The organism is Wolbachia endosymbiont (group B) of Ennomos erosarius, from assembly GCF_964026905.1.
Classification (GTDB): Bacteria; Pseudomonadota; Alphaproteobacteria; order Rickettsiales; family Anaplasmataceae; genus Wolbachia.
The window spans coordinates 538,207-557,147 of the sequence record NZ_OZ034708.1; the positions used below are offsets into that span (position 1 = coordinate 538,207).

13 protein-coding genes, 1 tRNA gene, 1 other RNA gene and 4 pseudogenes are annotated in these 18,941 nt (G+C 35.4%); 10 read left to right on the forward strand and 9 right to left on the reverse strand.

Annotation, left to right across the window (positions count from 1 at the left end):
- Nucleotides 1-165: 165 nt before the first annotated feature.
- Nucleotides 166-1,049, reverse strand: a pseudogene (locus tag AAGD95_RS02750) (IS982 family transposase).
- A 147-nt stretch (nucleotides 1,050-1,196) separates the two neighbouring features.
- Between AAGD95_RS02750 and ssrA the strand changes: the two are divergent.
- Both ssrA and AAGD95_RS02760 read left to right on the forward strand, forming a co-directional pair.
- Nucleotides 1,197-1,533: a transfer-messenger RNA gene (gene ssrA, locus AAGD95_RS02755) on the forward strand.
- A 21-nt stretch (nucleotides 1,534-1,554) separates the two neighbouring features.
- Nucleotides 1,555-1,992 (forward strand): ClpXP protease specificity-enhancing factor SspB, encoded by a 438-nt coding sequence (locus AAGD95_RS02760; protein WP_265025749.1) that lies wholly within the window; start codon nucleotides 1,555-1,557, stop codon nucleotides 1,990-1,992.
- A 235-nt stretch (nucleotides 1,993-2,227) separates the two neighbouring features.
- Here the strand turns inward: AAGD95_RS02760 and AAGD95_RS02765 are convergent, their stop codons facing one another.
- Complete coding sequence (locus AAGD95_RS02765) at nucleotides 2,228-3,079, reverse strand: IS982 family transposase (protein WP_410542088.1); 852 nt, start codon at nucleotides 3,077-3,079, stop codon at nucleotides 2,228-2,230.
- Nucleotides 3,080-3,094: 15 nt separating this feature from the next.
- On the opposite strand from AAGD95_RS02765, the gene AAGD95_RS02770 reads away from it, so the two are divergent.
- On the forward strand, nucleotides 3,095-3,241 hold the full coding sequence (locus tag AAGD95_RS02770; protein WP_341818775.1) for a hypothetical protein: 147 nt from the start codon (nucleotides 3,095-3,097) through the stop codon (nucleotides 3,239-3,241).
- Between the two features lie 163 nt (nucleotides 3,242-3,404).
- Here the strand turns inward: AAGD95_RS02770 and AAGD95_RS02775 are convergent, their stop codons facing one another.
- A complete protein-coding gene (locus AAGD95_RS02775) occupies nucleotides 3,405-5,117 on the reverse strand; it encodes a hypothetical protein (RefSeq protein WP_341818776.1) in 1,713 nt (570 codons plus the stop codon).
- A 453-nt stretch (nucleotides 5,118-5,570) separates the two neighbouring features.
- Here AAGD95_RS02775 and hflK point away from each other — a divergent pair, with 453 nt between their 5' ends.
- From hflK to AAGD95_RS02790, 3 genes are read left to right on the forward strand one after another with little or no spacing between them, the layout of a single operon-like run.
- Nucleotides 5,571-6,608: an FtsH protease activity modulator HflK gene (gene hflK, locus AAGD95_RS02780; protein ID WP_341818777.1), complete on the forward strand. Its 1,038-nt coding sequence runs from the start codon at nucleotides 5,571-5,573 to the stop codon at nucleotides 6,606-6,608.
- 2 nt (nucleotides 6,609-6,610) lie between these two features.
- On the forward strand, nucleotides 6,611-7,483 hold the full coding sequence (locus tag AAGD95_RS02785; RefSeq protein WP_341818778.1) for a protease modulator HflC: 873 nt from the start codon (nucleotides 6,611-6,613) through the stop codon (nucleotides 7,481-7,483).
- A 3-nt stretch (nucleotides 7,484-7,486) separates the two neighbouring features.
- The gene (locus tag AAGD95_RS02790) at nucleotides 7,487-8,983 is read left to right on the forward strand and encodes a DegQ family serine endoprotease (protein WP_341818779.1); all 1,497 of its coding nucleotides are present in this window, start codon (nucleotides 7,487-7,489) and stop codon (nucleotides 8,981-8,983) included.
- A gap of 18 nt (nucleotides 8,984-9,001) precedes the next feature.
- Here the strand turns inward: AAGD95_RS02790 and AAGD95_RS02795 are convergent, their stop codons facing one another.
- Entirely contained in the window at nucleotides 9,002-10,045 is a 1,044-nt protein-coding gene (locus tag AAGD95_RS02795) for an alpha/beta hydrolase (RefSeq protein WP_341818780.1), read from the reverse strand.
- A 60-nt stretch (nucleotides 10,046-10,105) separates the two neighbouring features.
- On the opposite strand from AAGD95_RS02795, the pseudogene AAGD95_RS02800 reads away from it, so the two are divergent.
- Nucleotides 10,106-11,157: pseudogene (locus AAGD95_RS02800) on the forward strand (terminase); the annotation flags it as partial.
- A gap of 2 nt (nucleotides 11,158-11,159) precedes the next feature.
- On the opposite strand, the pseudogene AAGD95_RS02805 reads toward AAGD95_RS02800, so the two are convergent.
- Nucleotides 11,160-12,043: pseudogene (locus AAGD95_RS02805) on the reverse strand (IS982 family transposase).
- Nucleotides 12,044-12,265: 222 nt separating this feature from the next.
- Here AAGD95_RS02805 and AAGD95_RS02810 point away from each other — a divergent pair.
- Both AAGD95_RS02810 and nuoF read left to right on the forward strand, forming a co-directional pair.
- Nucleotides 12,266-12,338, forward strand: a tRNA-Lys gene (locus AAGD95_RS02810).
- Between the two features lie 18 nt (nucleotides 12,339-12,356).
- Complete coding sequence (gene nuoF, locus AAGD95_RS02815) at nucleotides 12,357-13,610, forward strand: NADH-quinone oxidoreductase subunit NuoF (RefSeq protein ID WP_341818781.1); 1,254 nt, start codon at nucleotides 12,357-12,359, stop codon at nucleotides 13,608-13,610.
- Between the two features lie 28 nt (nucleotides 13,611-13,638).
- Here nuoF and infC read toward each other — a convergent pair whose 3' ends face one another.
- Together infC and thrS are read right to left on the reverse strand one after the other, a co-directional pair.
- On the reverse strand, nucleotides 13,639-14,157 hold the full coding sequence (infC, locus tag AAGD95_RS02820) for a translation initiation factor IF-3 (RefSeq protein ID WP_341818782.1): 519 nt from the start codon (nucleotides 14,155-14,157) through the stop codon (nucleotides 13,639-13,641).
- Nucleotides 14,158-14,169: 12 nt separating this feature from the next.
- On the reverse strand, nucleotides 14,170-16,071 hold the full coding sequence (gene thrS, locus AAGD95_RS02825; RefSeq protein WP_341818783.1) for a threonine--tRNA ligase: 1,902 nt from the start codon (nucleotides 16,069-16,071) through the stop codon (nucleotides 14,170-14,172).
- A gap of 200 nt (nucleotides 16,072-16,271) precedes the next feature.
- Here thrS and AAGD95_RS02830 point away from each other — a divergent pair, with 200 nt between their 5' ends.
- Nucleotides 16,272-16,970, forward strand: coding sequence for a transposase (locus AAGD95_RS02830; RefSeq protein ID WP_341818189.1), 699 nt, complete (start codon nucleotides 16,272-16,274; stop codon nucleotides 16,968-16,970).
- 44 nt (nucleotides 16,971-17,014) lie between these two features.
- Here AAGD95_RS02830 and AAGD95_RS02835 read toward each other — a convergent pair.
- Both AAGD95_RS02835 and AAGD95_RS02840 read right to left on the reverse strand, forming a co-directional pair.
- Nucleotides 17,015-17,865: pseudogene (locus tag AAGD95_RS02835) on the reverse strand (IS982 family transposase).
- A 52-nt stretch (nucleotides 17,866-17,917) separates the two neighbouring features.
- Entirely contained in the window at nucleotides 17,918-18,697 is a 780-nt protein-coding gene (locus AAGD95_RS02840) for a transposase (RefSeq protein WP_341818784.1), read from the reverse strand.
- Nucleotides 18,698-18,941 lie beyond the last annotated feature (244 nt).

Genomic DNA, 18,941 nt, shown 5'->3' on the forward strand with positions numbered 1-18,941 from the left:
GGCAATACAACCTCATTAAAAACTTAATTTCAACCCAGCCAAGAGCACATAACCAGAGTTGTTATTTTCTATTGTAGGTTCTTTGGTACTAAATTTTACAATATCGAAATAGTATGAAGCACCTAAAAAAAGAGAATTTTCAAGGCTTAAAACGCGAATTCTGGATTAAGGAAGGAAGAAAGTATAGGAAATAGAAGGCTTTTTGGATTTGATGGAATAGGAAATGAGAGTAGAAAAGATATGAACCAAAAAATTAACAGGGGATCTATGGCGAGTGTGTTCAATTTCTAGTCTATTTTTTAGGTAACCAAAAACAGTCTCAATGATAGACCTTTTTCTCAGTAAAATCTTCTCATTTAGCGAAATCAATGCATTTTTCATACCTTTTTTCACCTTGGTAACAAGTTTCAAACCTCGGTCAAACAGCTTCTGAAAAAGCTCTTTTGCAATATAACCTTTGTCACCAAACAAAAGGCCGGTTAATTTTTCCGTCAGATTTGGCACAGGTATCCTATCATCAACATTGCCTTTTGTTAGCGTAAGTGAATGAATTTCACCATTTTCATTGATTACCATATGTAATTTGAAACCAAAAAACCAGCCGTAAGTACTCTTGCTTAATTTTGCAATTCCAGCAAAAACTTTGTTTTGGATATTCTTTTTGCATGACAAACTGCAATGGGAGTTGTGTCTATATATGAAATTCCAGTGTTTTCTGACTGTCCACAAAGCCAATGCAACAACATTGCTAAATGCCACAAAACCCTAGGCTTTAGAGCAACAAACCTGGTATATGAAGGCAACTTTGGAAACTCTGATTTGTAGAGCAACGTTAGGTAATGTAGATAGAAAGTTTTGAAATTTTTACACGGAGATTGTTGATATAGCAGGATTATTGTCATGATTTCGGAGTGCTCAATTTCCGTTGTTCTTGTGGGTTTTTTACCATTTGGCAGTAGTTTACCTGCAAAATTTTTCTCTATATCTCTGCAAAAATCATCGACCAAACAAAACAGTTTGTTATATCTTCCATGGTTAACCTCATCTATTAATCCAGAATTCGCGTTCTGAGAAGTGATTATCTTCTCTTGCTTCCAACCAAGCAATACCTAATTCATACCTTCTGGGTAAGGTCACAGAATTTTTTACTGGAAATCTTAATTTTGTTTTAGCAATAAATCAACTTAAGGTCATAATATCTTGACATTTATTTAATGTTGCTATATAATAGCTATGTATATTTTGTGTACTATAGCAATAAAATTACCTTGTAATAGGTGTATTGGACCCGAGGGCAGTACTCGGCGCCTCCACCATGTTTTTTAATTTATATGGGGGCGAATAAGGATCGACATGCATAGTAAAGATGGTAGCTTTGCTCGGTTAGACACCACCGCTAAGAGTTCATAATTTAAATGCAAACGATAATTTTGCTGCTGAAGACAATGTTGCAATAGCTGCTTAATTTAAGCACTATAACTTCATTGCTATAAGCACGGTTTAGGGAACGCCGGGTAACAGAAGTTCCCCAAAATTTACGTATGTGGAAGTTATATGGAGCAAACAGATTACAAAAAATTGCTTAATTCTGCCAAGTTTCAAGTTATCAAAAAGACTTTAGATGTTATATCAGGTAATGGTTTTATCCCTCATTTAGAAATATTATTTTTCACATATTTTAATGGTGTGACCATGCCAGATCGTTTGAAAAAGTCATACCCCACTCAAATGCTTATTATATTACAGCATCAATTCTATGATTTAAAAGTTTCTGAGGATAAATTTAGCGTCAGTTTGAGTTTTCAAGGAAAACAAGAGCGAATTACTATACCGTTTTTTGCTATTAGTGAGTTTCGTGATAAAATTTCAGGAGATGTTTTAATATTTGACAAAATCAGTATCGATTCTGATAAAGAATACAAAAGTGAAAAATGTACTGAAAAATTATCAAACGGTAGTATTATATCCATAGATCAACTGCGTGATAAATAGTTACTCATAAGAGGCTTAAAAGTCTTTTCTCTCGCTTTGACAAAACCTCTGAAGTTTTTATGGGCTTTTTAAATTTCGTGTAGGCTCTCATTTGGCTTCTCTAAAATTTTGTCCACAGAGTCTAGCGAATAGTCTATTTTAGTCAACCACTTCAAAGGTTCTTCTTTGAACGTTTCTACTACATCTTTTAAAGAAAAAGAAACTGGCTGAACACTCTGCAAACGCGAATTCTGGATTAAGGAAGGAAGAAAGTATAGGAAATAGAAGGCTTTTTGGATTTGATGGAATAGGAAATGAGAGTAGAAAAGATATGAACCAAAAAATTAACAGGGGATCTATGGCGAGTGTGTTCAATTTCTAGTCTATTTTTTAGGTAACCAAAAACAGTCTCAATGATAGACCTTTTTCTCAGTAAAATCTTCTCATTTAGCGAAATCAATGCATTTTTCATACCTTTTTTCACCTTGGTAACAAGTTTCAAACCTCGGTCAAACAGCTTCTGAAAAAGCTCTTTTGCAATATAACCTTTGTCACCAAACAAAAGGCCGGTTAATTTTTCCGTCAGATTTGGCACAGGTATCCTATCATCAACATTGCCTTTTGTTAGCGTAAGTGAATGAATTTCACCATTTTCATTGATTACCATATGTAATTTGAAACCAAAAAACCAGCCGTAAGTACTCTTGCTTAATTTTGCAATTCCAGCAAAAACTTTGTTTTTGGATATTCTTTTTGCATGACAAACTGCAATGGGAGTTGTGTCTATATATGAAATTCCAGTGTTTTCTGACTGTCCACAAAGCCAATGCAACAACATTGCTAAATGCCACAAAACCCTAGGCTTTAGAGCAACAAACCTGGTATATGAAGGCAACTTTGGAAACTCTGATTTGTAGAGCAACGTTAGGTAATGTAGATAGAAAGTTTTGAAATTTTTACACGGAGATTGTTGATATAGCAGGATTATTGTCATGATTTCGGAGTGCTCAATTTCCGTTGTTCTTGTGGGTTTTTTACCATTTGGCAGTAGTTTACCTGCAAAATTTTTCTCTATATCTCTGCAAAAATCATCGACCAAACAAAACAGTTTGTTATATCTTCCATGGTTAACCTCATCTGTTTTTTTATAACTGCTGAGTTTACCCTGTTTTCTTGCCTTTTCTATTCTCCTTTAATCCAGAATTCGCGTTATACAGACTTGCAGCTTTTAGTTGGTAATACCATAATGGAAATTTATCATTCATTTTAGAAACTACTATAGTTAGCGGAATCTATGCCGAGATACCGCGGCGGTGTGACGTAGAGCTGTACTAGCTATAGAAAATTTCTATGGTCAAACCTTCAGTTAGAAAAAACAAAAAAGGATGTTACTCAACGAGTAACATCCTTTTAGAGAAAGTAAGTAGTTTTATTTATTTCGTTTTCACACTTGCAGGATGATGAACGCTATTTTCACCTACTTTCGTAGAAGGCTGTCCCACCAGTTTATTCAGATAACCTGTCTTTTTTAAGTCAGCTTGGGTTTTTGCCTTGCCATCTTCGTTAGTAAACATTGTGTGTGTTGGAGAGGAAGTTGGTGAATTGAATCCACTATCAGAACCATTACGATTACTCAAAGAACTCTGTGTAGATTCAGTTTTAGCACTTGAACTAAATTCTTCTAAGTTTTTCTCCATTGCTGCCCCAATTCCATCATTTAAAGAGTTCAGAGAGGGAATTCCAGGCACCTTTGGTGGATCAACTGGAGTAAGCTTAGAAGAACTACCACCTAAGCTACTAGATGAACTGCTTCTTCTAAGACGATTAGGATCTACTGTTACAAAGTCCTGAGAATCTGAATCAGAGACAGTAGCAGTACTTTCAGTTCCTATAGAATTTAGTGAATTGCTCCTTGGTGGCTTCGGTGGAGCAACGTAAAAAGTGCTCTCCCCTACTCGTCTAGATGACGTGTCTGGTTCAGAAAGATCTTGATATTTAACTTCAGTAGTCTGTTCTGATTTCTTGCCATCCTTGAACAAGGATGGCAACTTGTTTCTAAGTGAAGAAGTTGTTTCTACTTCTTTATGCTCCGCAGGATTTAACAATTCCGCTTCGCTGCTAGCAGTACTTTCAGTTCTTACAGAGTCTAGTGAACTGCTTTTTGACAAGCTGTTTTCAATAGATTGCGTTGAACCTTTTCTGATACCATACTTTCCTGCTACTTCATTAAGGTTCTCTATAGAGTTAGAAAGTTTATGCTCTGCTCTGCACTCTTTAACAATCCTCTTGATTTCATCGTGATGGTCAGAGAAAATTTCATAGAGATTGTTATCATCTTGAGCCAACAAATTTTGCAACTTCTTAGCGTCTAATTTATTGACAAAATCTGCTTGCTGTTTCAACTGATTGATCAACTGGTCCTTTTGGAAACCTGATTGACCATCAACAGAATAAGCTTTCTCTAATATTTTTTCTCCCAGCTTAGAAAATATTTCCTTAGTTAAAGCAGAGCTATTCATGGCTTTGTCTTCAAGAACTTCCTTAATAAACATCTCCTTTACACTATTGAAATTCCTTGTTTTTTCTTCTGTTTTCAAAACAACAGTTTGACCTTCGTTACCTATTGAATATGGGATGGCATCTAAACTAGACATACTTCCACTTAAATTACTTAAACTGCGCCCCATTTTTCCTAACGCAGCACCAGTTCCCTCTTTTGTTGCTCGTCCCACAGAACTTATAGCTCCTTTTACTGAATAATAACCTTCTCTTGCTTTTTCTGCAGAATATTCTGCTGCCTTTCTAATTTTTCCTGCAGTATATTCCGCCCCATCAACTGTTTTTTCTGCTGACCATTTGAGCCCTTTGAATGTGTATTCAACTGCTTTATAAGCAAAAAATAGAGTTAGGGCAACTATTGCACCTGGTACAGCAAGTGGTAAGGCAACTGCCACAATTGGAAGTGCTGAAGCAAATATCGCACCTGCTACACTTACTGCTAATATTTTTTCCTTTGAAGACAAATCAGAAGAGAATCTATCAAACATGTTGCTCTCTTTATTCTCAAATAACTTACTAAAAGTTCCAGCAAATATACTTTGTTGCTTCCCCTTAGAAACTAAATTTGTTTGTTTATCAGGTGACATTTTAAACCTCACTATTAATTAAATATATTATATTGTACACCTTCGATTCTTAAGTTAGTGTTAATTTGGCTGCCAGTATTTATTTGTCTTTGAATAATTCTGCTTGACATGTTTTTCGGAAGCGTAGAAAATTAGGTTAAGGGCTCTTCGAGCTAGAGTATTTATGAGGTGCACAAAAAGGATACCCACCCTTTTAATTATTGCAGTTTTAATAATAATGGTTTTGTTATCTCATTATTGTTCTCACCTTCACGAAGACGTAGTGCACTTAAAGAGTGACAATAAAGAATTCAAAAAAAAGCCAGAAAATTCCATAGAATCGACCATATTACATAGAGAAAAGGAAGTGTATGATCATGTTTTCCATCCTGATAATTAATTTATAAATAAAATAGTTTTGCATTTTCTTATAAGATGAGTAATATTAGCGTATTAATTATAGAATCAATCATTATGTTTGATGAGAATAATCCTTGGAATCCGGGAAAGAAATCGATAGGGAACAAAACTCCTAATAATGAAGATATTTTAAGTAAAGCTGTATCTGATATAAGGTTCTTTCTTAATGGATTAACCAGAAACAGGGGCAAAAAACCTTATTTCATCATTTTCATTATTTTGCTGTTCTATGCTTGCACTGGCTTTTATATTGTTCACCCCAGTGAAGAAGGCATAGAACTTACCTTTGGTAAATACTCTAACACAGAGATGTCCGGTTTGCGCTATCACTCCCCCTATCCTATTGGTAAGGTTTTTAAATTAAACGTTAAGGAAGTAAATCGTGAAGAAATTGGTGTAAGCGGTTCTTATGGACGAGATACAGACCGTGGTGAAGGTGTGATGCTAACTGGAGATGAAAATATAGTCAACGTTAACTTCGAAATTCAGTGGCGCGTTAGAGATGCTAAGGACTATTTATTCAAAGTGCGGGATCATCAACCTGGTTTAAGCGTTAAAAACGCTGCTGAAAGTGCTATGAGGGAGATAATAGGTAAGAATACAATTTCTTTTGCACTGGAAGGTCAAGGGAGAGCCGAAATTTCCAGAGATACTAGAATTCTATTGCAGCAGATTCTTGATGGATACCAAATGGGCATAGAGATTTTATCTGTTCAAATGAAAAAAATCGATCCACCAGAAAAAGTAATTAGCTCATTTAGAGATGTGCAAAGTGCTCGTGCAGATAAAGAGCGTACTATAAACGAAGCATATTCTTATAGTAATGATATCATACCTCGAGCAAAAGGTGAAGCGATAAAGATAAAATTAGATGCAGAGGCATATGAGAATGAAGTAATAAATGAAGCAAAAGGTAATGCAAATCGCTTTTTATCTCTTTATGAGGAATATAGACAGAATCCTTCTCTCGTTAAGAATCGTATTTATCTTGAAACTATGGAAAATATTTTCAGTAAGGTAGACAAAGTTGTTGTAACTGATGATCTGAAAGGTATGTTTTCTTATTTACCTCTTACAAATTTAGGGAAATAACCATGAGTAGTAATATTAAAATCATTTTTGTTTCTGTATTTGTTGTTTTATTGATTGTTTTATCTAATTCAATATTTGTTGTACAAGAAACAAAGCAAGCTATAGTTATACAACTGGGTAAAGTTGTAAGGGATGTTAGGGAAAGTGGCTTATATTTTAAGTTACCATTCATAAATAGTGTAGAGTTTCTTGATAAAAGAGTTTTAGATCTAAGTCCTGATAAAACCCCAAGGGAAGTGATAACAGCGGATCAAAAACGTATTATAGTAGATGCGTATGCAAAATATAAAATAACGAATCCTGTTACTTTTTACCAGGCTGTGAGGAATGAATCAGGGCTGGTTAGAAGATTATATCCGGTTATAGAAGCACACATAAGAGAAAATATAGGCAGATTTTCGTTGATTAGTTTGCTGAATGAAAAAAGGTCAGAAGTCATGCAGTTAATTCAGCACGGAGTTTACTCTGAAGCTGAAAAATTTGGCATAGAAATAATAGATGTAAGAATTAAGAGAGCAGATTTACCAGAAGAAAATAGTTCTGCAATATTTCGCCGTATGCAAACTGAAAGGGAAAAAGAAGCAAAAGAAATTAGAGCAGAAGGAGAGCAAGCGGGGCAGGAAATTAGATCAAAAGCTGATAAATTAAAAAGGGAAATTATCTCCAGTGCAGTAAAAGAATCATATGAAACAAGGGGCCGTGGTTATGCTGAAGCAACTAGAATTTATAATGAGGCATTTAAGATTGATGAAGAGTTCTTTAACTTTTATCGCTCCATGAGCGCTTACAGTAAATCATTTGCCGAAAATAATACTAAATTTATACTTTCACCAAACAATAACTTTTTAGATATTTTAAATAAAGGATGGAAATAGTTTATGAAAAGTAAGGCATTTATTTTATCTATATTTGCATATTTTTTAATTGCGTTTTCTTCGCATGCTAATATGTTTGATTGGAATGCAAAAAAGGTCATTGATGCTAGCACTACTGCATGCAACTGTAATCAAGGACTTGCCGATTTAGTGGAAGAACTCATTCCTGCGGTTGTAAATATTTCAAGCGAACAAATCATCAAACAAGAAAATAACAGCAGAACTAGAGTTCCATCTATGCCAGGAAATAATTTTTTTGATGATTTTAGAGAGTTTTTTGAGCACTTTGATCAGTTTTTTATGGATAGGGGCCCTAGTGTTAACAGAGAGGTGGTGTTGCTTGGTTCTGGGTTTATTATAGATAAAGGTGGAACTATAGTAACCAATTATCACGTTATTAAAAATGCCAAAGATATCACAGTTACTATGAACGATAATACTTATTTCAAAGCAGAAGTTTTAGGCTATGATGCAAGAACTGATCTTGCTGTGCTTAAGATTAATTCTGATAAAGATCTTTCTTCTGTTGCATTTGGTGATTCTGATAAAGCAAGGGTTGGTGATACGGTTATGGCAATAGGTAACCCATTTGGTTTGGGTGGCTCTGTAAGCACAGGAATTATATCTGCAAGGTCCAGGGACATTAGTATTGGCACCATGAATGAATTTATTCAAACTGATGCTGCAATTAATAGGGGTAACTCTGGAGGACCGTTATTTGATTTAAATGGAAAAGTTATAGGTATTAATACTGCTATCTATTCTCCATCTGAGTCTGGCGGCAACGTGGGTATAGGCTTTGCTATACCATCTAATTTAGCTATGTCAATTATTGACACATTAAAAAGTGGCAAAAAAATAAAACATGGTTGGCTTGGTGTGCAAGTTCAGCCTATAACGAAAGAATTTGCTGAGTCTTTGGGTTTAAAAGATACAAAAGGTGCACTGGTTGCAAGTATAGTAAAGGATAGCCCTGCAGAAAAAGGTGGAATTAAGGTGGGTGACATATTATTAGAATTTGATGATAAAAAAATTGATAGAATGACACAACTGCCTCAAATGGTTTCAAGAACTGAACCTGGAAAAAAAGTACAAATTAAGTTACTTAGAAAGGGCAAAGAGGTCAATATTAAGGTTGTGATTGAAGAATCTGCAAATGATGGTCAAGGTAATAATCAAGAAGAAAATAAATCAACATCCGATTACATAACTGGTTTAACCGTTTCAAACCTGCCAAAAGAATTAAGAGAAAGCAAAAATGATGTGCCTACAAAAGGTGTGATAGTTACTAATGTAGATAGTAACAGTAATGCCACGCTGCGTGGTATTAAAAAAGGAGACATTATTATCCAATTGGATGGAACTGATATAGAAAATACTAACGATTTTCAAAAACAAGTTGATTTAGCAGTAAAGAAAAACGGTAAAGATTCAATAATGTTGCTCATTTACCGCAATGGAAATCAATTTTTTACTTCAATAAAGTTAAAGAAATCGTAACCAAGGCAACATCGTAAATCACACATTTATTCCTTTATTTACTGCCGTAATATTTACTTTCGACATCGAACTTGTACAGCCAGAAAAATCTTCATAAAACTTACTTTTTCTAAACTCTTCAACTTTCTTCTTATCATTTAGTGAACCATGTTTAGAAAAATACTCATCTGTCACCTGAATATATAAACTAATCAACTCAGGAAAAGTGTAACCAACTTCATTGTAAGATTTTAAACATGTAATTGGCAATTTGTGTACATCTTTATCAGCTTTTTTAGGATCAATACATTCATCATTCCTTCTTAATATTGTATGTTGCTTGAAAAATTCTTCATATTCCTCAAAATCTTCAAAGATTTCTTTTTTTTGGTAATCTTTCCCTCTACCGTTTTGCTCTATTCTTTCTATTTTTGTCGCAAGCTGCGCTGGTTGTTCAATCGTCTTGTCTCCCTCTCGATTGAAGTACATCATGTAAGGAGTAATTGCATTGATAATTTTGTGTGTTTTCCAATGGCAACCAAAAATCTTTAGTACTAATTTGATTATCGGAGCAAGAAAAATTTTTAATTTCGCTATGAACCAAAAATAATAAAGAGACGCTTGTTTGAGTGAACTAGCAGCATTGCTAACGATACATCTCAAATGTATATCCTTATCTTTAAAATTTTTATGAACCTCTGCAGCTACATGTCCACCCAGGCAGTCTCCGAACAATATGATATCATCTGGTTTTATACCTTTTTCTAATAAGTTAGTTACAACTGCTATACCAGATTTAACTCTATTGCTACGTATCAATGAGCTGTTTCTACTTAAGCCAAGTCCAGGATAATTAAAGAGATGAACAGTAATACCTTGATCTGTAGCCCAATCCCAGTTTTGGGTATAATCTTTGCTAGATTTGAACGCTCTATTCCCGCCAATAAAATATATTAGATGTTTTTCACTTTGATTATTGTTTTGATCTATATTTTTACCAGGAAGCGTTATTGTCTGGATTTTTATCCCATTTTGAGTTCTTACAAACTCTTCCTTAGTGTTTATTCTTTCCGTTGCTGTCATACCTTAATTCTCACTACATCAATTTCATAATACATAAAATCTTTAAAAGAGTCAAATCTTATGAACAAAATCAACTTTTTAAAATTCATTGAATTGTGCTTTCAAACGGTGGTGCCGGGATGTGAGTATAATGATTATCAGTACATAAAAGTCATAGAAGACAGGCTGAAAGCAGCGAATGCTGGCGAAGTAAGGCGCATAATATTCAATATGCCTCCGCGTTCAATGAAGTCCATATGTGCTAGTGTTGCGTGGCCCGCGTGGATACTGGGAAATCAGCCGACTGCAAGAATAATAGTTGCAAGTTATTCTCAATTGCTCAGCGAAAAGCACTCGCTTGACACCAGGTGCATAATGCAATCTGATTGGTATAAAGAACTATTTCCAGAGGTAAAATTATCCAAAGACCAGAACACTAAATATAAATTCCAAACAGTGCAGAGAGGATTTAGAATCGCAACATCAGTTGGAGGGACGTTAACCGGTGAAGGTGGAGATTTCATCATCGTGGATGATCCACTTAATCCTGCTCAAGCTTTGAGTGAGACATTTAGAAAACGTGCCACAAACTGGTTCGATCAGACTTTGGTAACGAGGCTCAACGATAGAAAAAAAGGAGTAATTGTGCTTGTTATGCACAGGCTGCACCTGGAAGACTTAACTGGGCACTTCTTATCCAAGCCAAAAAACATATGGCATCACATTTGTTTGCCAATGATTTCTGAAAAAGTGGAGATAATCGACTCAATTACGACACAAGAAAAAGGTTTATATTCAAGAGAAGAGAATGAGTTATTATATCCCCTCGAGGGAGGAAGAGAAGAAGTTGAGATGATAAAAGTTGAACTTGGGAGTTACGCTTTTGCTGCTCAATATCAACAAAACCCCCTGCCGCTTTCAAGTGGTATCATAAAACAAGAGTGGCTAAAGCGCTATAAAATTTCCCTGATAATCTCTCACATGTAACTCAAAGCTGGGACACTGCAGTTTCAACAAACGATTCCAGCGACTTTAGTGTCTGCACCACCTGGGCAAAAATAGATAATAAATTCTATTTACTTGATGTATATCGAGCAAAGCTTGAGTACCCAAAGCTACTAACGCGAATTCTGGATTAAGGAAGGAAGAAAGTATAGGAAATAGAAGGCTTTTTGGATTTGATGGAATAGGAAATGAGAGTAGAAAAGATATGAACCAAAAAATTAACAGGGGATCTATGGCGAGTGTGTTCAATTTCTAGTCTATTTTTTAGGTAACCAAAAACAGTCTCAATGATAGACCTTTTTCTCAGTAAAATCTTCTCATTTAGCGAAATCAATGCATTTTTCATACCTTTTTTCACCTTGGTAACAAGTTTCAAACCTCGGTCAAACAGCTTCTGAAAAAGCTCTTTTGCAATATAACCTTTGTCACCAAACAAAAGGCCGGTTAATTTTTCCGTCAGATTTGGCACAGGTATCCTATCATCAACATTGCCTTTTGTTAGCGTAAGTGAATGAATTTCACCATTTTCATTGATTACCATATGTAATTTGAAACCAAAAAACCAGCCGTAAGTACTCTTGCTTAATTTTGCAATTCCAGCAAAAACTTTGTTTTGGATATTCTTTTTGCATGACAAACTGCAATGGGAGTTGTGTCTATATATGAAATTCCAGTGTTTTCTGACTGTCCACAAAGCCAATGCAACAACATTGCTAAATGCCACAAAACCCTAGGCTTTAGAGCAACAAACCTGGTATATGAAGGCAACTTTGGAAACTCTGATTTGTAGAGCAACGTTAGGTAATGTAGATAGAAAGTTTTGAAATTTTTACACGGAGATTGTTGATATAGCAGGATTATTGTCATGATTTCGGAGTGCTCAATTTCCGTTGTTCTTGTGGGTTTTTTACCATTTGGCAGTAGTTTACCTGCAAAATTTTTCTCTATATCTCTGCAAAAATCATCGACCAAACAAAACAGTTTGTTATATCTTCCATGGTTAACCTCATCTATTAATCCAGAATTCGCGTTATAAGCTTTGCCAAATGAATCTGTGAACCGAAAATTAACAAGAAGTTTTCCTTTGGAAATTTTTTTAAATTATCCATAGATTTTTGAACTAAATTATCACTAACGCAGTATATTATATAATTTATTTAACCACACATGAAAATTTTAGTTTGATTAAAACGGATAAAAACTATATTACTGTTTAGTATAGCTAAAAAATGAAATGATCCCGTAGCTCAGCCGGTAGAGCAACTGACTTTTAATCAGTGGGTCACGCGTTCGAATCGCGTCGGGATCACTTAGAATCTTAAAAAGCATGCTGAAGGAACAGGACAAAATATTTACAAACTTAAATGGTAAAGAAACTCCACTACTTGAGGGTGCAAAAAAACGTGGTAGCTGGCAAAAAACAAAGGAGTTACTAGATTTAGGATCAGAAAAGATCATTGATGAAGTAAAGAAATCTGGTTTGAGAGGTCGAGGGGGTGCAGGATTTTCCACCGGCCTTAAGTGGAGCTTTATGCCCAAAAATCTCCCAAAAGCATATTTAGTAGTCAATGCAGATGAGTCAGAACCTGGTACATGTAAAGATAGAGATATATTGCGATATGAGCCACATAAGTTACTTGAGGGAATTCTCCTAGCCGGCAAAGCGATCAGCGCATCAGTTGCGTATATTTATATCAGGGGTGAATTTTATAATGAATATTTAGTTCTAAAAAAAGCACTTGAGGAAGCCTATAAAGAAAACTTAATTGGAAAAAATGCCTGCAAATCAGGTTATGATCTTGATGTGTTTATCCATAGGGGTGCAGGAGCTTACATATGTGGGGAAGAAACAGCTCAACTCGAATCAATTGAAGGAAAAAAGGGCTTTCCTCGCATGAAACCTCCATTTCCCGCAGGTGTTGGACTTTTTGGCTGCCCAACCACAATAAACAACGTTGAAACTATAGCCATGGTTCCAGATATTCTGAATCGCGGAGGAGAATGGTTTGCATCTCTTGGTAAACCAAATAATACTGGTACCAAGGTCTTTTGTATTTCAGGACACGTAAACAACCCGTGTAATGTTGAAGAAGAGCTCGGAATTCCACTACGTGAATTGATTGAAAAATACGCAGGTGGAGTGCGAGGGGGTTGGGATAATTTACTTGCTGTAATACCTGGTGGGTCTTCAGTGCCATTAATTCCAAAATCTATATGCGATACTATTAAAATGGATTTTGATTCATTAAGAACCGCACAATCAGGGCTTGGTACTGCTGCTGTAATAGTGATGGATAAATCAACTGATATAATAGCTGCAATAGAGAGGTTATCACACTTTTACATGCATGAGTCCTGTGGACAATGCACACCATGCCGTGAAGGTACTGGATGGATGTGGAGGATTATGAAGAGGATGGTGGCAGGAGATATTAAGCCTGATGAAATAGATAAGCTGCTTGACCTTACAACTCAAATAGAAGGACATACAATTTGCGCGCTTGGTGATGCTGCAGCTTGGCCGATTCAAGGATTAATAAGACATTTTCGCCATGTTATCAAAGAGAGAGCGATAGTTTAACTCTACTTATACTTCTTAAGCCGTTTTGCTACTTAGCAACCAGAGCTAAAAAATATTGATTCCCTTCCCTTTTAGGTGCCAATTCTACCTTTGCAATATCTTCAGTGTCTCTAATTAGCCGTTCTAATTTTTCCAGTCCGACTTCAGTGTTTATAAGCTCTCTGCCCTTAAATCTCATTGTAACTTTGATTTTATGTCCGTGGGCAAGTAAGTCTCTTGCTTGACGCAATTTTGTTTCGTAATCGTGATCACCAATATTGGGGCCCAGTTTAATTTCTTTTATAGTTAATGTTTTTTGTTTCTTTTTTGCTTCACTTACCTTCTTTTTTATATCATACTTTTGTTTGCTATAATCCAGAACTTTACATACTGGAGGAGTTGAATCAGGTGCAATTTCTACCAAGTCTAAACCAACACCCTGTGCAAATTCCAAAGCTCGTTCTATTGGCACGATTCCGACCATTTCACCACTATGATCAACTAAGCGTACCTCCTTAGCTGTGATGAATCCATTAATTCTGTTTTTATTGTTCTTTTTAACTTGCAAACTTTAACTCCCTTAATTCAAATTAATACTTTTTAACAGCGATTCAGTAGCCTTTTCCAAAGAAAAAGACTCCTGTCTTTCTGATCCTAAATTTCTCACTGACACAGTTTTACTTGTAACTTCATTTTTGCCTATAATCCATAATATAGGAACCTTGTTTGAACTATGCAAACGTATCTTATAACTAATTTTTTCATTGGTCAAATCAGTCTTGACTCTCACACCTTGTTTTTTTAAGACATTGCTGATTTCTGTGGCGTAACTGTCAGCCTCATTTGTAATGGTCAGAATAGCAAGTTGCGTTGGAGCAAGCCAAACTGGAAATTTTCCTGCATAATTTTCTATCAAAATTCCAATAAAACGCTCAAAAGTCCCAAGAATTGCCCTATGTAACATGACAGGGTGATGCTTGTGTCCATCTGCCCCTATATAAAAAGCTCCCAGACGTTCTGGTAAAATGAAATCAACTTGTAATGTTCCACATTGCCAATTTCTGCCTATTGCGTCTTTCAAAACGAACTCTAACTTTGGACCATAAAACGCACCTTCACCAGGGTTAAGTTTATAACTCAAGTCCGCTTCTTGAACGGCTTCAAGCAGCGCTTTTTCAGCTCTATCCCACACTTCATCATTACCTGCTCTAATATCTGGACGGTCTGAAAATTTCACAGAAATTTCATTAAATCCAAGCTCTGAATATACTTCTTTTAAAAGGTCACAAAACTTTATAGTCTCAGAATTCACTTGTTCTTCCATACAAAAAATGTGTGCATCGTCTTGCGTAAAACCACGCACTCGCATCAGTCCATGCAATGAGCCTGAGCTTTCATTTCTATGGCATATGCCAAACTCTGCCATACGTATCGGTAAATCACGATAGCTTCTGGTGTGAGAATTAAAAATCTGCACATGACAGGGGCAATTCATGGGTTTTATTGCTAGCTTTTTACTTTCAGACTCGTCAACAGTAAACATATTTACACGAAACTTATCCCAATGTCCAGATTTTTCCCACAGCTCTTTGCCTACTAAAATAGGGGTTTTTACCTCAAAATAGCCATTATTTATTAACTTCTTTCTGATGTAAGACTCAAGAACATTATATAAAATATATCCTTGTTCATGCCAAAAAACCTGCCCGACAGCTTCCTCTTGGATGTGAAATAAATCCATATCCTTGGCAATTTTGCGGTGATCACGTTTCTCTGCTTCTTTGAGACACTCAAGATAAGCGTTTAATTCATCCTTATTTCTCCATGCTGTGCCATATATTCGCTGCAACATTGGGCCCTTTGCATCACCTCGCCAGTATGCACCCGCTACTTTCATAAGTTTAAACGCTTTAACTCTGCCGGTTGATGGTGAGTGCGGACCACGGCATAGGTCTACAAAATCGCCTTGTCTATAAACAGTTAGGTTTTCACTCTCTAATATAGAGGATATAATTTCAACCTTATATTTTTCGCCTATACCACTAAAGAAATCAACTGCCTGCTTGCGAGTCCAAACCTCTCGAACAAATCTGTGATTACTTTTCACAATCTCTTTCATTTTCTTTTCTATTGCAGCAAGATCATCCGTAGTGAAGGTACGATCTGTAGCAAAATCATAGTAAAAACCGTCCTGAATTGTTGGGCCAATAGTAATCTGAGTATTAGGAAATAGCTCTTTCACTGCCTGCGCCATTATATGAGCAGCATCATGCCTTATTATATCTAAACCCGCTTCGTCACTCAGTTGTATCACCTCTATCTCTGTATCAGATTCAATTTCACGTGAGAGATCATATAACTCACCATTTACTTTCAATACAACTACTTCTTTCAAAGCATCCGGTTGTAATATATCAAAGCCAGTGACTTTACCACTGTATTCTTTTACTTTTTGTTCGGTTGAAAAAGTAACTTTAATCATTCATCAGACCTTTTGTCATCCAAATCCAAGCGTGATTATTCAAATGTTCCATAAGGCAATAGAATAAATGTAAGACGTTAACGATTGATGTCATCCCAGTGCGTGACACTGGGATGGCTTTGTTGCATAGCAACCGAAAAAATCTGGTGGCTACTGACAAAATTCATTATAAATAACCATTTAACTGTTGAAGAAAAAATATGCCACAGAAAATGAAAGTCAGTAACCAAAACGAATATAACAAATTCCTTGAAAAAAGGGGAAATATTTTTCGTTACATCGATGAAGCTATCGAAAATTGGTATGAAAATAGTCCAAAAATGCAGGGCGGCAACTATATTTACAGTGATAAAGTCGTAATTTTGGTGCATATAATTGTCAATCTTTTTAGAATTGGTTTAAGACAAACGGTGGGGTTTATAAAAGGATATCTGCAACAAATAGGAAAAAATTTGGCAGTTATCAGCTATTCACAAGCATCAAGAAGGTTTAAAAAACTTAATATTAAGATAAATGATTGCAGGGTTGATAAAAGCAACATGGAAAATATTGAAATTATCATAGATAGCACAAGTATCAGCATTTACAGTAACACTCCTGGCCACAGTAAGGAAAACAGTGCAGATAGAAAGTACCGAAGCTACGAGCAAGTAAGAAAGTTACATGTTATGTTAAGTGTAAATAGTAAAAAAGCTATAGCTGCAAGATACAGTAATGGCTTCTACTCTGACCACTATGGAGCTTGCGATTTGCTTGAAGAAGTTAATTTTCAGCACAAAATAAAAGCATTATATGCAGATAGGGCATACGATAGGCACAAACTTTATAAATTGTGTAAGAAATACGATATAAAGACAAAAGTTCTACCAAAAAAGGATGCAGCAGAACATTCAAAATAGATTATATGTCTGACAGAAATGCTGCTATTAACGCGAATTCTGGATTAAGGAAGGAAGAAAGTATAGGAAATAGAAGGCTTTTTGGATTTGATGGAATAGGAAATGAGAGTAGAAAAGATATGAACCAAAAAATTAACAGGGGATCTATGGCGAGTGTGTTCAATTTCTAGTCTATTTTTTAGGTAACCAAAAACAGTCTCAATGATAGACCTTTTTCTCAGTAAAATCTTCTCATTTAGCGAAATCAATGCATTTTTCATACCTTTTTTCACCTTGGTAACAAGTTTCAAACCTCGGTCAAACAGCTTCTGAAAAAGCTCTTTTGCAATATAACCTTTGTCACCAAACAAAAGGCCGGTTAATTTTTCCGTCAGATTTGGCACAGGTATCCTATCATCAACATTGCCTTTTGTTAGCGTAAGTGAATGAATTTCACCATTTTCATTGATTACCATATGTAATTTGAAACCAAAAAACCAGCCGTAAGTACTCTTGCTTAATTTTGCAATTCCAGCAAAAACTTTGTTTTGGATATTCTTTTTGCATGACAAACTGCAATGGGAGTTGTGTCTATATATGAAATTCCAGTGTTTTCTGACTGTCCACAAAGCCAATGCAACAACATTGCTAAATGCCACAAAACCCTAGGCTTTAGAGCAACAAACCTGGTATATGAAGGCAACTTTGGAAACTCTGATTTGTAGAGCAACGTTAGGTAATGTAGATAGAAAGTTTTGAAATTTTTACACGGAGATTGTTGATATAGCAGGATTATTGTCATGATTTCGGAGTACTCAATTTCCGTTGTTCTTGTGGGTTTTTTACCATTTGGCAGTAGTTTACCTGCAAAATTTTTCTCTATATCTCTGCAAAAATCATCGACCAAACAAAACAGTTTGTTATATCTTCCATGGTTAACCTCATCTGTTTTTTTATAACTGCTGAGTTTACCCTGTTTTCTTGCCTTTTCTATTCTCCTTTAATCCAGAATTCGCGTTAATAGCAGCATTTCTGTCAGACATATAATCTATTTTTGAATGTTCTGCTGCATCCTTTTTTGGTAGAACTTTTGTCTTTATATCGTATTTCTTACACAATTTATAAAGTTTGTGCCTATCGTATGCCCTATCTGCATATAATGCTTTTATTTTGTGCTGAAAATTAACTTCTTCAAGCAAATCGCAAGCTCCATAGTGGTCAGAGTAGAAGCCATTACTGTATCTTGCAGCTATAGCTTTTTTACTATTTACACTTAACATAACATGTAACTTTCTTACTTGCTCGTAGCTTCGGTACTTTCTATCTGCACTGTTTTCCTTACTGTGGCCAGGAGTGTTACTGTAAATGCTGATACTTGTGCTATCTATGATAATTTCAATATTTTCCATGTTGCTTTTATCAACCCTGCAATCATTTATCTTAATATTAAGTTTTTTAAACCTTCTTGATGCTTGTGAATAGCTGATAACTGCCAAATTTTTTCCTATTTGTTGCAGATATCCTTTTATAAACCCCACCGTTTGTCTTAAACCAATTCTAAAAAGATTGACAATTATATGCACCAAAATTACGACTTTATCACTGTAAATATAGTTGCCGCCCTGCATTTTTGGACTATTTTCATACCAATTTTCGATAGCTTCATCGATGTAATGAAAAATATTTCCCCTTTTTTCAAGGAATTTGTTATATTCGTTTTGGTTACTGACTTTCATTTTCTGTGGCATATTTTTTCTTCAACAGTTAAATGGTTATTTATAATGAATTTTGTCAGTAGCCACCAGATTTTTTCGGTTGCTATGCAACAAAGCCCACTGGAATCCAGGAATTTTATTAAGTTGGTAAGCATAAAAGTAGCCGTTTTATGTTACAATACAACGTTTTGATGATTATGAAAAGGCTGGATTTCAGACTGGAATGACACCATTCGCTGTACAGTTTACCTTTAAAAATGAATGTTCGTACAGCTAT